Annotated in this window: 11 protein-coding genes and 1 pseudogene; 8 read left to right on the plus strand and 4 right to left on the minus strand. The window is 36.1% G+C overall.

Annotation, left to right across the window (positions count from 1 at the left end):
- The first annotated feature begins 152 nt into the window (after positions 1-152).
- From rimP to truB, 5 genes are all read left to right on the plus strand, one after another.
- Positions 153-638 (plus strand): ribosome maturation factor RimP, encoded by a 486-nt coding sequence (rimP, locus tag B9N71_RS03530; RefSeq protein WP_085164147.1) that lies wholly within the window; start codon positions 153-155, stop codon positions 636-638.
- Entirely contained in the window at positions 631-2,106 is a 1,476-nt protein-coding gene (nusA, locus tag B9N71_RS03535) for a transcription termination factor NusA (protein WP_034910699.1), read from the plus strand. Before rimP ends, nusA begins: the two co-directional genes overlap by 8 nt.
- Before the next feature lie 17 nt (positions 2,107-2,123).
- Positions 2,124-4,763, plus strand: coding sequence for a translation initiation factor IF-2 (gene infB / locus B9N71_RS03540; RefSeq protein ID WP_085164149.1), 2,640 nt, complete (start codon positions 2,124-2,126; stop codon positions 4,761-4,763).
- Between the two features lie 66 nt (positions 4,764-4,829).
- Positions 4,830-5,207 (plus strand): 30S ribosome-binding factor RbfA, encoded by a 378-nt coding sequence (gene rbfA, locus B9N71_RS03545; RefSeq protein WP_065560170.1) that lies wholly within the window; start codon positions 4,830-4,832, stop codon positions 5,205-5,207.
- 64 nt (positions 5,208-5,271) lie between these two features.
- Complete coding sequence (gene truB / locus B9N71_RS03550; protein WP_085164151.1) at positions 5,272-6,180, plus strand: tRNA pseudouridine(55) synthase TruB; 909 nt, start codon at positions 5,272-5,274, stop codon at positions 6,178-6,180.
- 169 nt (positions 6,181-6,349) lie between these two features.
- On the opposite strand, the gene B9N71_RS13700 is transcribed toward truB, so the two are convergent.
- Complete coding sequence (locus B9N71_RS13700; RefSeq protein WP_503100223.1) at positions 6,350-6,478, minus strand: hypothetical protein; 129 nt, start codon at positions 6,476-6,478, stop codon at positions 6,350-6,352.
- Positions 6,479-6,876: 398 nt separating this feature from the next.
- Between B9N71_RS13700 and B9N71_RS03555 the strand changes: the two genes are divergently transcribed.
- Complete coding sequence (locus B9N71_RS03555) at positions 6,877-8,031, plus strand: hypothetical protein (RefSeq protein ID WP_143422010.1); 1,155 nt, start codon at positions 6,877-6,879, stop codon at positions 8,029-8,031.
- Position 8,032: 1 nt separating this feature from the next.
- Here B9N71_RS03555 and B9N71_RS13305 read toward each other — a convergent pair.
- A pseudogene (locus B9N71_RS13305) lies at positions 8,033-8,215 on the minus strand (transposase); the annotation flags it as partial.
- A 409-nt stretch (positions 8,216-8,624) separates the two neighbouring features.
- Here B9N71_RS13305 and B9N71_RS03560 point away from each other — a divergent pair.
- Positions 8,625-10,175 (plus strand): hypothetical protein, encoded by a 1,551-nt coding sequence (locus B9N71_RS03560; protein WP_085164156.1) that lies wholly within the window; start codon positions 8,625-8,627, stop codon positions 10,173-10,175.
- A 207-nt stretch (positions 10,176-10,382) separates the two neighbouring features.
- Here the strand turns inward: B9N71_RS03560 and pssA are convergent, their stop codons facing one another.
- Both pssA and ydiK read right to left on the minus strand, forming a co-directional pair.
- Complete coding sequence (gene pssA / locus B9N71_RS03565; protein ID WP_085164158.1) at positions 10,383-11,738, minus strand: CDP-diacylglycerol--serine O-phosphatidyltransferase; 1,356 nt, start codon at positions 11,736-11,738, stop codon at positions 10,383-10,385.
- Between the two features lie 181 nt (positions 11,739-11,919).
- A complete protein-coding gene (gene ydiK / locus B9N71_RS03570; RefSeq protein ID WP_085164160.1) occupies positions 11,920-12,972 on the minus strand; it encodes an AI-2E family transporter YdiK in 1,053 nt (350 codons plus the stop codon).
- A gap of 100 nt (positions 12,973-13,072) precedes the next feature.
- Here ydiK and eco point away from each other — a divergent pair, with 100 nt between their 5' ends.
- Positions 13,073-13,567: a serine protease inhibitor ecotin gene (eco, locus tag B9N71_RS03575; protein WP_085164162.1), complete on the plus strand. Its 495-nt coding sequence runs from the start codon at positions 13,073-13,075 to the stop codon at positions 13,565-13,567.
- Positions 13,568-13,769: the final 202 nt, after the last annotated feature.

Below are 13,769 nucleotides of genomic sequence, written 5' to 3' on the forward strand. Positions count from 1 at the left end.
TCTGAAAGTTCGAATAAAGTGGCTTCATTATAGTTAGTTTTTGAATGTAAGCCTCGCATGTCGAGGCTTTTTTTCGTGTAGTGATTTAAGCGTAAGTTTAAAAAGAATGTTGGGCTTTATGCCCTTTTTTATTTTCTGCTGTGGAGGTTTGTTTGGCTAATATAGAACAACAATTAACCGATATTATCCAAGAGCCAGTTAATGCACTTGGTTTTGAATTAGTCGGAGTTGAATATATTCGTGGTCGTTATCCTATACTACGAGTCTATATTGATAGTGAAAATGGTATTACGGTTGATGATTGTGCTGATGCAAGCCGTCAAATCAGTGCGGTGCTTGATGTAGAAGACCCGATCAAAGATGCTTACAATCTTGAAGTTTCATCACCAGGAATGGACAGACCTTTGTTTACGCTTGAGCATTATCAGCGGTTTATTGGTGAAGAAGTTACAGTCAGTCTACGTATACCTGTTGCTAATCGCCGCAAATGGAAAGGACGAATTAAGTCTATCGATAGCCAAATGATTACATTAACTGTAGATGATAAAGATGAAGTATTTGCTTTTAGTAATATTCAAAAAGCGAATATTGTACCTAATTTTAACCTTAAACAGAGTACGGATGTAAAGGATGAATAAAGAAATTTTAGCTGTTGTTGAAGCTGTATCAAACGAAAAAGCACTTACGCGTGATAAAATTTTCGAAGCTTTAGAAACCGCATTAGCAACGGCCACAAAAAAGAAGCATAATGTTGATATTGACGTTGTTGTTAAAATAGATCATAAAACAGGTGATTACGACACTTTCCGCCGTTGGCTTGTTGTTGATGAAGTTACGCAACCAACTAAAGAAATGACATTAGACGCTGCACAATACGAAGACCCATCTGTTAAACTTGGCGATTACGTTGAAGAGCAAATTGAATCCGTTGCTTTTGACCGTATAACCACACAAACAGCAAAACAAGTTATTGTACAAAAGGTACGCGAAGCTGAGCGTGCAATGATCATTGACATGTTTAGAAATCGTATTGGTGATATTGTGACTGGAATTGTCAAAAAAACCAATCGCGATAGCGTGATTCTTGATTTAGGTAACAATGCAGACGCAATGATGTCACGCCATGATATGTTACCGCGTGAAAACTTCCGCATAGGCGATCGTGTCCGTGGTATTTTATATCTTGTAGAACAAAATAATAAACCTGCACAATTATGCATTAGCCGTTCAAACCCTGAAATGATGGAAGAGTTATTCCGTATTGAAGTCCCTGAAATTGGTGAAGAGATGATTGACATCAAAGGCGTGGCTCGTGATCCTGGCTCACGTGCTAAAATCGCAGTTAGTAGTAATGATCGTCGTATTGACCCTGTTGGTGCTTGTGTTGGTATGCGTGGTGCGCGCGTACAAGCAGTATCTAATGAATTTGGTGGAGAACGTATTGACATTGTTTTATGGGACGATAATCCTGCACAATACGTAATTAATGCTATGGCGCCGGCAGATGTTGTTTCAATTGTTGTTGATGAAGACAAACACACCATGGATGTAGCCGTCAATGCTGAAACTTTACCACAAGCCATTGGTCGAAATGGTCAGAATATCCGTTTAGCTTCACAGCTTACTGGCTGGACACTAAATGTGATGAGTAACGAAGATTTACAAGAAAAACATCATGCAGAATCTTTTGCTGCAATCAATAATTTGATGAAACATCTTGATATTGATGAAGGGCTTGCACAGCTATTAGTTGAAGAAGGCTTTACCTCACTTGAGGAACTTGCCTATGTGCCAGTTGACGAATTGCTTGAAATTGAAGAACTTGATGAAGATCTTGTTGAAGCATTAAGAACGCGAGCAAAAGATGCATTAACAACACTTGCACTAGCAAATAGTGGCGAAAAACAACCAGCTCAAGATTTGCTAAATCTACCTGGTATGACACAAGAGTTAGCTTATCAATTAGTACAACATGACATCATTACTTTGGAAGATTTAGCAGAACAAGGTACTGATGATTTAGCTGAAATTGAAGGTATAACAAACGAACAAGCTGGCGATTTTATTATGGCTGCTCGTAATATTTGTTGGTTTGCAGATGAATAATTGAGGAAAAGTAATACATGACCAAAGTATCAATAGAAACACTGGCTCAAGAAATCAATACACCAGTGCAAACACTTTTGCAACAGTTTGCTGATGCAGGTATGAAGAAATCTGCAACAGACACTGTCACACAAAAGGAGAAAGAAGCTTTGCTTGCTCATTTAAAACCTCAGCAAGGTCCAACAAAGTTAACATTGCAACGTAAGACGCACTCAACCTTAAATGTGTCGAGCGGTGGTGGCAAAAGCAAAGAAATAAAAGTAGAAGTTCGTAAAAAACGAACTTTTGTTAAACGCGATCCAGCTGAAATTGCGGCGGAGCAAGAAAAAGCTCGCCAAGAAGCAGAACTAAAAGCTCGCCAAGAAGCAGAATTAAAAGCGCGTAAAGAAGCGGAAGAAAAAGAAAAGAAAGCTGAAGAAGAAGCGAAAAAGCGTGCTCAAGAGGAAAAAGCGAAAGCGGCACAAGAACGAGCAGTTGATCCAAAAGTAAAAAAAGCGCAAGAAGAAAAAGCACGATTGGAAGCTGAAGCGAATGAAATTAAACGTAAAGCGGAAGAAGAAAATCGTCGAAAATTAGAGGAAGATGCCAAGCGTATGGCTGAAGAAGCTCGTAAGCTAGCAGAACAATATAATGAAGTTGATGATAGTGATCATACAGAAGATGAAGATTATCATGTGACAACCTCTAAATACGCTAGAGCAGCAGAAGATGAAACTGATCGTGAAGTTGAAAGCGCTCGTGGACGTGGTCGAAATACTAAACAAACTAAACAGAAAAAAGGCAACAAGCTATCAGAAGGCAAAGCGGAACGTGAAGAAGCTCGAGCTGTGACTCGTGGCGGCCATAATAAAAAGAAAGGTAAAAGCACGTTGCAACAAAGTTTTACTAAACCTGTCCAAGCGGTTAATCGTGATGTTGTTATTGGTGAAACCATTACCGTTGCTGAATTAGCGAATAAAATGGCAGTAAAAGGTTCCGAAGTGATCAAAACTATGATGAAAATGGGGGCAATGGCAACTATTAATCAAGTTATCGATCAAGAAACAGCACAATTAGTGGCTGAAGAAATGGGACATAAAGTAGTACTTCGTCGTGAAAATGAGCTCGAAGAATCTCTTATGAGCGATCGTGATACAGGTGCAGAAAAAGTTTCTCGTGCACCTGTAGTTACCATTATGGGACACGTTGACCATGGTAAAACCTCTTTACTTGACTATATTCGTAAAGCAAAAGTGGCTTCAGGCGAAGCTGGTGGAATTACACAACATATCGGTGCTTATCATGTTAAAACTCCAAATGGAGAAATAACTTTCTTAGATACTCCAGGTCATGCGGCGTTTACCTCTATGCGTGCGCGTGGTGCTAAAGCAACGGATATTGTAGTACTTGTTGTTGCTGCTGATGATGGTGTAATGCCTCAAACTATAGAAGCAATCCAACATGCTAAAGCGGCAAATGTACCAATTGTTGTTGCTGTTAACAAAATTGATAAACCTGAAGCTGATCCAGAGCGTGTAAAAGGCGAACTTGCACAATATGGCGTGATGTCAGAAGATTGGGGTGGTGATACTCAGTTTGTTCATGTGTCTGCTAAAGCAGGTACTGGTATTGATCAACTACTTGAAGCCATCTTACTACAAGCTGAAGTGCTTGAATTAACCGCGTACGAAACAGGTATGGCAAGCGGCGTTGTGATTGAATCATTCCTTGATAAGGGTCGTGGTTCAGTTGCAACAGTACTTGTTCAATCAGGTACATTGCATAAAGGTGATATCGTACTTTGTGGATTTGAATACGGTCGTATCCGAGCGATGCGTAATGAACTAGGTAAAGAAGTGACTGAAGCTGGTCCATCAATACCAGTTGAAATTCTTGGCTTGTCTGGAGTACCATCAGCTGGTGACGAAGCTACTGTTGTACGCGATGAAAAGAAAGCTCGTGAAGTTGCGCTTTATCGACAAGGTAAATTCCGTGATGTAAAACTTGCTCGTCAACAAAAGGCGAAGCTTGAAAACATGTTTACCAACATGACAGAAGGCGATGTTTCTGAACTCAATATTGTTCTAAAAGCAGATGTTCAAGGTTCTGCTGAGGCGATTTCTGATTCATTACTTAAACTATCAACAGATGAAGTTAAAGTTAAAATTATTGGATCAGGTGTGGGTGGTATAACCGAAACTGACGCATCACTGGCTGCTGCATCAAATGCGATCATTTTAGGCTTTAACGTTCGTGCCGATGCTTCAGCACGTAAAGTAATTGAATCAGAAAATTTAGATTTACGTTATTACTCTGTTATTTATGATCTAATTGACGAAGTTAAACAAGCCATGAGCGGTATGCTTGCACCAGAATACAAACAAGAAATTATTGGTCTTGCTCAAGTGCGTGATGTGTTTAAATCACCTAAATTTGGTGCAATTGCAGGTTGTATGGTAACCGAAGGTGTTGTTAAACGTCACAACCCAATTCGTGTATTGCGTGATAACGTCGTTATCTATGAAGGCGAACTTGAATCATTACGTCGCTTTAAAGATGATGTTAACGAAGTACGTAATGGAACCGAATGTGGTATTGGTGTGCGTAACTACAACGATGTTCGTGTTGGCGACACGATTGAAGTTTTTGAAACTATCGAAATCAAACGTACGATCTAATTACAACGTATTTGATGTTATAAGCAAGGTATAGTCCTTGCTTATTCATTTATAAGGAAAATAGATATGGCAAAAGCATTTAATCGTTCATCTCGAGTTGGGCATGAATTACAAAAAGAAATTGCAATTATCTTACAACGAGAAATCAAAGACCCTCGTCTTGGTATGGTAACCGTTTCAGGCGTTGATATCTCGCGTGATCTTTCGTATGCCAAAGTTTTTGTGACTTTTTTGAATGACGATGATCCACAAGTTATTGAACAAGGATTAACGGTACTTAATGATGCTAAAGGTTACATTCGAACCTTAATTGGCAAAGCGATGCGTTTGCGAATCATTCCAGAGATAAAATTCTTTTACGATGAGTCGCTCGTTAAAGGTATGCAAATGTCGAGTTTGGTGGCGGATGTTATCAAACAAGATAATGAGCGTCATAAAGATTAATATTAAAAAATAGTCCTGAACTATGTAAAAAAGTTTCCGGTAACTATGTGTTTCAGTATAAAAAATGATGAATATAAAAAAAACTCGCCGTGATCTTCACGGCGTTTTGTTGCTAGACAAAACGCAAGGCATGACATCAAATGATGCGTTGCAAAAAGTAAAATGGTTATTTAATGCTAAAAAGGCAGGGCATACGGGAGCTCTTGATCCACTAGCGACAGGGATGCTTCCTATCTGTTTTGGTGAAGCAACCAAATTTTCACAATATTTATTGGATTCAGATAAGCGTTATCGTGTGATCGCCAAACTAGGAGAACGAACCGACACATCTGATGCTGATGGTCAAATTATATGTACCAAACCTGTTAAAGTGACTGGATCACAAATCAACCAAGCTTTAACTCATTTTCGCGGTAATATTTTACAAGTGCCAACTATGTTTTCGGCATTAAAATATCAAGGAAAACCGCTTTACCAATATGCTCGCCAAGGTATTGTGGTTGAACGTGAAGCTAGACCAATTACCGTTTACGAAAATCAATTTATCCAATTTGATGCAATAAAAAACGAATTAACGTTAGAAATACACTGCTCAAAAGGCACCTACATCCGAACCATTATTGATGATTTAGGGGAATTATTGGGTTGCGGAGCACATGTTATTTATTTAAGGCGTTTACAAGTTTCCAATTACCCGATTGAAAACATGGTCACCTTAGAACAGCTACAAAATATCGAACTTAAAGATGATCTACTAATGCCCGTTGACAGCCCATTGCAAGATCGCCCAAAAGTTACCCTTAGCGATACGCAAGGTAAAGATATATTATTAGGACGAACCATTGAACTTGAAAGCTCCACGCAAGTTGAAACCTTAGTGCGAATTTATCAAGGCAAGCAATTTATTGGCGCTGGTATAATGCAAAATAACAAATTATTGCCAAAGCGTTTAATAGCAACATTCATCAAGTAGTCTTGCTTAGTTTAAAGCTAACCGCAAAAAACAAGCAAATAGTACAGCAGAAGTTGTGATTCTAAATTAGGTTCAGAAAATTCTTGCCTAAATTATTTTTTAATATAAAGACGATTTGGTACTCAGTTATTTTTAGCAAAGCGAATTTACTACTTTTTGCTGTACTATTTTAGAGGATAGTTACATTTACTTTTTCAAAATGAACAATATTTTCATTAAAAATCTCTATTCTTTTGCTTTGTTCAAGTTGGGCAGTCATTTGCCATCCTTCAACTTGAAAACGTGTATTTGTTTTCATACATTTTTAATGTTTTAATCGACATATTAGGAAATACTTTTGTTGCCGCAGAATTTGCTGCAATATTTATTTCTTTTAGTTTAGAAAATATGCCTTGTTTAACCACAATTTTACGGTTACTTCATTCTATTTTGTGAATATCATTATTTTCATTATAATATGTGGAACTATGTAATAGTTGAAAAAATTAGAATATGCGAATTTTTGTTACAATTTTACTTACAATTGAATGCCTTATTATTTTTTCTCGACTTGGTCAAGATAGTAATCTTATACTTAGTGATCAAAAAATAACAACGTTTATAATTATTGTTTTATTTATTTTTAATGCTCTTGTCGGTGTATCTTACTTACTAATCAAATCCAACAAAAAGGAAGGTGAATATATAACAATTACAATGTTATTTGCGATTATCTTTTTTATCCCAATAAATAACTCAATCATAGAAAATAAAACGCAAAATTATTTAGTGGCAAAAAAAAACCTTAAAGAGAAACTACTTGGCGATACTTTAAAACCATTCTATCAAGATACTGGGACATCAGATGAAAAACGGATTCAAAAGTTAAGAGAGAATTTCGCTGAAGGCTATGCAACAACCGATAAAAAATTTTATTATTACAACCCCAACTATGGCAAACCAATTTGTCATAAATTTAAACACTCTTTTGTTACCAACGACCAAATGTACATTATTTTAACCTGCCAAAATCCAGATAACAGCATACTAAGTTATGCGCTGGCTACCAAAAAAGGTAATTCTTCATTTATTAATCCTTGGTTTGGCGGAGGGTTAGATGACTATGAAGAATATTTTGTTCCAGAATATCCTTATGTTAATTTACTCAATGATAATGATTATAGCATTATCTATACTGATCCTGTTGATGGAACCAGATATGGTAAATATTATGATCAACTATATGTTATACCTATTCTAGATAGGAACAATAGTGAACTAAAATCCCATATTAGTGATAGTATTATTAAATTTCAAAAACAACATACATCCCAATTCCCCTATGATAAAGTAATTAAATTGGCTTACTATTTACTTGCCTCAAATCAATGTCAAGCAATAGAAAATGTTAGCTTATTTGGTAATGATAGGTTAATCATGAAATGTAATCAAAAATCTTTTACCGTCAATTATAAAAAACTTTATCAACCAGCCCCCGCTCCATCTTTACTGATTCCATTAGAAGTATTTGGTGAAAATCAAACGAATGATCAGCAAGACTGTTTAATTTGTACCTGTTCAAAAACAGGTCAAGCAAATTTGGTAGAAGACCCTGATTTTGATGCATCAGAACTAAGAGAAAGTATTGCTGAACGATGTGAAAATGATAACAAGTGGCCTTATAATCAGTGCGTCGGTATTTATTATGAGAGTTTATTAAAAACCAATTTTGGTAATTACTTAAGAGTATCTATCGTCCATGTAAAAGAGGATACAAAAGTAGCTGAATGTATTGTGGAAGTGTCAGAAAAGAAGTTTATAGCAATACAAAAACAAACTGGACTGAAAACGGATGGCACGAGTCGCTTGTAGCACTTTCCGCCTCTAGTTCTTTTAGACGTTTAATATCTGAGCTTTCCATACCACCGTATTTTTCCGGTCATTTATAGAAAGTTGAATTACCCATGCCATATTTATGGCACAGATCTTTAACGGGAATACCCGCTTCATCTTCTTTTAAAATAGCGACGATTTGATGTTCAGTCATTTTTTTCATAATTAAATCCCCTTTATTTTTATCATAGAGAATTTTCTACTTTTGGGTTGTACTATTTCAGGGGATAGTTACAAAATATTTATGCTAAGTTTTTTGTAATGTTTCAATCGTATTCAAGACATTACAATAAATTAACAAAATACTAGCTCTTTAGTGTTTAACCAGCTATAATTTCGACGCATTATTTAGTATAATACAGCTTATTAAATAAGCAAATAATCATAAAAACACAAATAAAACAACAAATTACTTGACAGGTAGAATGTTATGCGCTATCATAATAGGCACCAGGCACTGGCAACCCTACGCCTTAAATCTTTTTCAATTTCACAGTAGTCAAAAACAGATTCGATTCTTATTTTTATCACCAAATCTATCGAAATCGATAAAGTTGTTGGCAAGGATATCTTTGATTTCTAGATTGCTATCCAAGTCACCGCTGATTTTTGCTCCATTGCTTTTATTGCCTTATTCGCTGAGCTCGCAGGCGTTATCGGCAAAGACATCACAGGTCATTCACGGCTCTGCACCATATTTAAGTATTGATGGTGTAACTAAAGTTGCTAGTATGGAAGATTTATTGGGTATAAGACTACCAAATATTAGTTATATTCCTCAGGGAGCAAATAGTGCACTTTATCCCAATGCAGTAATAGATCAATCTAACGTAGATGCACCAATTGAAATGCCAAATATAACAGATACATTTGCTGATATACAAGCAATAGTACCATTGGTAAATTACCCAAGAATTCAATTAAGCGAATTAATGGATTCACCTTATAATTATGGTCGAGACGATGATGGCGATGATAATATAAATGCAACAGGAAATTTAACCATAAAATGGCAAGATAAAAATGGTACAGATATTACAGGAGAAGTTAAAGCAAATCCGAATAGACGGCTAAATCTTTGTGATGGGCCTTATAAACTCACCTTAACAGCAACTGCAAGCACCTTATCGACGCAGTATGGTGTTCCCAATAGTAGCAATTTTACGGGTAATGAGCATAGTTACTATATTAATGCCAATATGAATAGGCCAGTTGCTTGCTATGCGCAACCAAATTTAGCTTACGATGACCATGCTTTTGGTACTACCATTTGGGATATGGATGGTCCAAATTGGGTTTCGTTAAAAGGGTTTAAAGTCACAAATAATAGCAATATAGCAGAAAACTTTCCGACGACAGGATCTGATAGGTTATATTTCTATTTATTATTGGGAGGAATCTCTCCTGAACAAGTTATAGCTGCAAATGGTACAACGGTGAGTGCGGTTAGCGGTAGTGGTGTATCATTATCGTTAAGCAAAGAGAATACACAACATTGGGCTATTGACATTGATAGGATATGTAGAACTTGTATTAGAGATGGTAACCTTTATCCTGGTGGCGAACAAGCACTAAAGATTATATTAAAAGGCCCTTCCATAAATTCAAGTAATAAGGCTTTTTCCCCTTCGTTATTTAAGCTTTACTCTGATGTAAATCATACAAAATTACTGTATAGCTTTAAGATAGAACGTTGGTATATCTCTCAACCAGGAATCACAGTAAGATATGGATATGCGGATGCTCAAAACTTTTGTCGTAATTTAGGTAATGGTTATCGAATTCCCGATATAAATGACTATACCAATGGGAATGGAGCTGGTTGGACAGAAGGTTTACCTGGAAGAAGTATTAATAACTGTCAACGAAAAGTCAGTTATAAAGATATTAGCGGTAAATGGGTTGGCGGACTATTTAACGAGTGGGGTTTTACTGCCAATACTATGAATAATTTCTATGAAGGTAGTGATTGGAATCTCAGTATTGGTAACAACTGGGCTAATGATACAGGATATTGGGCTAATTCATATAATGGCAGTCTATATGGTGTTTATTCAGCCGATGGGGGAATTTTTCTGCAGAGTACAGCTAATAGTCACTTTATGGCTTGTGTTACCCCTTAATTCTATATGTGCTTTTCTTGTTAAAGGCGATATTGCCTTACTGCAATGATTAGAACGCACCTATCTGTAGACCTTTAATATGAAGTCTAGATCAAATTTGCGCTTTTGTTGTTAAACAGCAAAAGCGCTTTTTTCTCAAAATTAGTTGAAAAAATATTGTTTTTATTATGTTTTTTAAGAAACCTTTTCTTTCAAAACATCTTACCTTTACAACAACCGCTTAATAATCCTATCCACTTTAATGCGGCTCAGTCGCTTTATCAACTTATGAACTTGACTTGGATAAAATTGACTCGCTTGGATTTGTTGAAAATGTGTGATCAATGTGGTTTTTTGACGAATAGTGTCAAGTTCTTGGTTAAATTTATGGCTTAATTCTTGCTTTGGATCATGTATTAATATGCCATTTTCCAGATCAAGTCGCCAAGCGCGTGGATTTAGGTTGTTGCCTGTTATAAGTACCCAAGTATTGTCCACCCAGATACCTTTAAGATGATAGGTTTGCTCTCCATCCTTCCACAGACGTATGATAAGTTGCTCTTTGTCAATAAAAGATTGTAGGCGCTCAATAAAGCTTCTTAAATTGATTTCGTATAAGTAGGGTAATCCACCTGATATGTTAAAAGGTTGGTCTGGTGGAATATAAAAATCATTTGCTTCTTTATCACCAATAATCAGTTCAACTTGGCGACCTTTACGAAGCAAACGAATGATATCGCGAACTAGGATGTTAGGCAAATTAAAGTACGGCGTGCAAAATATGATTTTTTGTTCGGTTACGTTGATTAAATGATGGATGATTTTGTTGAGCGAGTTATTGCGACCAAGCCCCATTATTGGTGCAACCGATAAGGTGTTGTTGTCGGTATTGCTGTTATATTGGTAGCTGGTATTCATTAAGTGTTGGCGTAGCTCTTTAATTTCAGACTTAATTTGTTTGCGGGTTTTATGGGTGCCAGTATTAAGTAGTTGCAACGCTTGATATGGTAAAAAGTGGTCGTGAATAAACTGCACCATGCTGTTTGCTAATAGTGGGTTAGTAATAAAGTGATAACGGTCGTAACGGTATTTTTCACGCTTGTGTAGGTATACGTTATTAATGCTAGCTCCACTGTAAATGACAGTATTATCAATAATAAAACCTTTTAAATGCAGTACGCCTAGTACTTCACGACGATTGACAGGTACACCATAAATAGGAATGTCAATATCTGGATATTGCTGTTTTAGTTGGTAATAATAATTTGCGTTGGTATGGGCTTTGTCTTCGCCAATTCTTCCGCGCTGTGCACGGTGCCAGTCAACAAATATTTTGATATCTAAATTAGGGCGTTGCCGTTTGATTTGGTACAGTTCATTAAGAATTTCTTGACCTGCCTCATCTTGCTCTAGATAGAGCGCAACTATATAAATTCGGTGCTGAGCTCTTTTTATACTTTCAATTAAAGCCAGTCGATATGCTTTTGGGGTATAGCAGATATGATATTGCTTGGCATCTTGCTGAATTTTACCTAATTCGTCAAGATGCTTTTGGTGATTGTATTTTATAAATGGTATTCGCATGATTTTTTGTCATTATAACTGTCAAGTTACTTTAGAAACTTGTTTTCTAATATAAGCTAAGCCAGTAAAAATAACACTCCTTTTAATTTGTATGCATTTTAGCTCAGTTGCTTTAAGTTATGTAGCGTATTTAGCAACTTGTTTATGCGCTTATGCTTCTTACTGGGTGATAATAAATTGTTTAAGATTGTTCATCAACCCAAGTTTGAATTATTTTGTAAGTTAAAGCTAGTACGACAGGACCAATAAATAATCCCATTATGCCAAAGCCAAGTAAGCCACCAATCACACCAAATAATATAAGTAAAAACGGTAAATTGGCACCTTTTTTTATTAAGTAAGCTCGCATTACGCTATCTAAGGTGGTTAAGATAATTGCCACAACAATTAATACGATACCAGCTATGGTGTTGCCCGCCCAAAATTGCCAAAAAATGCACCCAAGCATTACAATCACGGGACCAATTTGTGCGACACAACAAATAAATAAAATTAGAGTGAGTATACCTGGTAACGGCATGTCGGTTAATATAAAACTTAATCCACCAATTAAGGCTAAGGTAATGGCAGTAACCACAACACCAAGAGCTACAGCTCGAATGGATTGTCCTGCTAATGTGACAGTGATTTCGCCATATTGTTTTGATAATCGGTTGGCTAGTAGGTAAACGTATTTGGTGATACTTTCGCCTTTTAAAAATAGTAATAGACTAAAAATAATCATTACACCAGCATGAAAGATAAATAGTCCAATATTGGTGGCTTGCTCAAGTAGCCAACCTATCATGGTGCCAATATAAGGTTGTATGCTTGAAACTAAATCAGAGCCATCAGTTTGTATTAAGTTTAACCATTTTTGGTGTAGTTCAGAGCCGAAGGCAGGTACGCTTTCAAGCCAGTCAAGTGTTGGTAGTTTTTGGTGAGATAGCGTTTTTGCCCATTCAATAAGATGGTGACCGTTTTGTGCTACCGAGCTAATAATTAATATGAAAGGTATAATACAAACAAAGGCTAATATCAGAGCCATTACTAGTAGTGATAGCCAGCGTTTGTTAAATAATTTTCGTTGTATTTTTATCATTAAGGGCCAAGTGGCAATTACGACCATCACCGCCCAGAAGAAACCGAATAAAAAAACTTCAACAACACGATAGGTAATAATGATTAGTAAACCAATTATTAACAGGTTTAAAATCAATTTAAGTAAATCGGTAGTATTTTTTTCTGCTGGCATTTTTACACCAATTTTATTAATCTAGATGGTGTTATTATACGCATTATCACTGAAAATTAATACGATGGTGTTTATGATTAATTAGTTAAAGGAGATAAAAATGAAAAAATTATTGTTATTAACATTATTAGGTGTAGCATTAACAGCATGCGCAAATTCACAAAAAACGCAACCTGTTGCACAAAGTGTCAATGATATAGCGCCATTCCCTGCAGCTCAAGTTGGCTATACTCGTTATGCTATTCATTTACCAACTATTGCTAATGAAAACAATGCGAAAGTTGAGGTGATCATTGGTAAAGAAATGAATGTTGATTGTAATTTGCAAAATTTAGGTGGTGTAGTTAAGCAAGAAGAGCTTAAAGGTTGGGGATACTCTTATTACGTAGTTGAAAAGACTGTTGGTAACATTTCAACATTAATGGCTTGCCCTGAAGGTACTAATAAAAATCAATTTGTGACAATCAACCATAATTTAGGTTTGTTTAGCTATAACAGCCAATTACCGTTAGTCTTTTATGTTCCGAACGATTTGCAAGTTAAATATCGTGTGTGGCAACCAAATGCTAAAATTATGCAAGCAAGTGCTGAATAATTTTGTTATCTAATTGTTAATTGGTTGTTCCTTACTCCTTGGGTGGTTAAAATACAACCACTCAATCCTTAAACTTTCAATATTTGATTTTTTAAGTGGACATCTTTAAAAAAAAAGGTATTTTATCCCTCGTAATGCAAGGTTAGCTCTACTAGTTCATTTATGTTATTAATGACTTGTGATTGCCTGATTACCTCGGTTT

The sequence above is a fragment of the Gilliamella bombi genome, assembly GCF_900103255.1.
Taxonomy (GTDB): domain Bacteria; phylum Pseudomonadota; class Gammaproteobacteria; order Enterobacterales; family Orbaceae; genus Gilliamella; species Gilliamella bombi.